Origin of the sequence: Acetobacterium malicum subsp. dehalogenans DSM 11527, assembly GCF_000472665.1 — a bacterium.
GTDB lineage: Bacteria > Bacillota > Clostridia > Eubacteriales > Eubacteriaceae > Acetobacterium > Acetobacterium malicum.
This window is the reverse complement of record NZ_AXAC01000079.1, coordinates 1-1,340: the sequence shown is the minus strand read 5'-3', so window position 1 is coordinate 1,340 and position 1,340 is coordinate 1. Positions and strand designations below refer to the sequence as shown.

At 42.8% G+C, this 1,340-nt stretch carries 1 protein-coding gene; it reads right to left on the bottom strand.

Annotation, left to right across the window (positions count from 1 at the left end; all coding sequences use genetic code 11):
- The coding region (locus A3KS_RS0117155; protein WP_026395932.1) for an IS4 family transposase at window positions 1–1,304 on the bottom strand (1,304 nt) is incomplete at its 3' end.
- Between the last annotated feature and the right edge of the window lie 36 nt (window positions 1,305–1,340).

Below are 1,340 nucleotides of genomic sequence, written 5' to 3'. Positions count from 1 at the left end.
TCAATCCATTGCTGGAGTTGATTTTTTAACAGAGTAGACTTTCTAGAGCCTACCGAATTCAATTGTTCAACAAATAAGCTCATCAAACTTTGAAGAGCGGTTGAGAGTGCCATATCCTGGATGTCATCACAAAGCCTGAAGAATAACTCACACAAGGTTTTATCATCATTTTCGTTTCGGCGAAGCCATTCCAGCAGGATGTATCGGGTAAAAACAATGGTTGTGTGGCTGATCATCATGTCATAGCTTCGCCCCTGAAATTCGGAGCCAAGCTTCATGAGGGACTTGGTGGATTTGAAGAAAACTTCAATGCTCCATCGATTCCCATAAATACGGATGATTTCCGCGTCGGACAGGGACAAATCGGTACTGAGTACCGTCAGCCAATCTCGTTTATTATTACGGTTTCTGACAAAAACCAGTTTAACCGGGATCCCATTTTTCGTTTTTACAATGATGGATCCAAACTGGTTACCAGGAGAATGTTCAGGCAAAAGTTGCCGCAGTTGAGGCAGGGTATAGAAACCGTCTTTATACTGATATCGTTGTTTTAACTGCTTGACCATCCCGATCACATCCAGACCTTCATCAAGAATGGAACGAATCATCGGTTCGTGGGTAAACCAGGTATCCATTAAGACATAATCTGCCGGTATACCCTGAGTTAATGCGTTTCTGATCATCTGGAGAGCAACGTCCGTCTTTTTCTTCATGGCTTCGCTTCTGCGTTTGTAACCACTGGTGCGCTTATCGATTGCTTCTGAAATTTCTTTTAACCGGTTTGACTGGCTGGCTGAAGACATCATGGCAAAATCAGTTGGTATAAAACTGTAACCATCCGACCAGCCAAGGGCAAGCATGGTAAAGCCTTTGATAAAACGATGGGCAGCATGGTCATAGAGATTAGCCAGCAATTCGACATCTTTGCTCCGGTTCCGGCTGACAACCGAATCATCAAGAATAAAAACCTTGACCCGATCCGGGCGGGTCAACCGACTGAATGAAGCAATCACTCTGACGGAAAGCGAGGTCAGAAACCGTCGCCAGTTATAAGTCGATGTGTTTAAAAATCGATAATAAGTATTTTTAGATACCGCTATTTCCTGGTATTTTGAATCCAGGTAACGGTACAGGTTTTTCCCCATAAATACCAGGAGCAAGAGAAATTCAAAAACTTCGGTAACTGAAATCCCCTGTGCTTTGCGGATGCCAGATTGTCTCAGCAATGTTCCCAGTCTCAATGCTTTAAAAGCTTTTAAAAATGCAATTTTTGTCTGTTCAGATGGGGTGTTTTGGTTTATCATAGTGGTATGCACCTTTCTTGTCTGATTTTTGTTTGG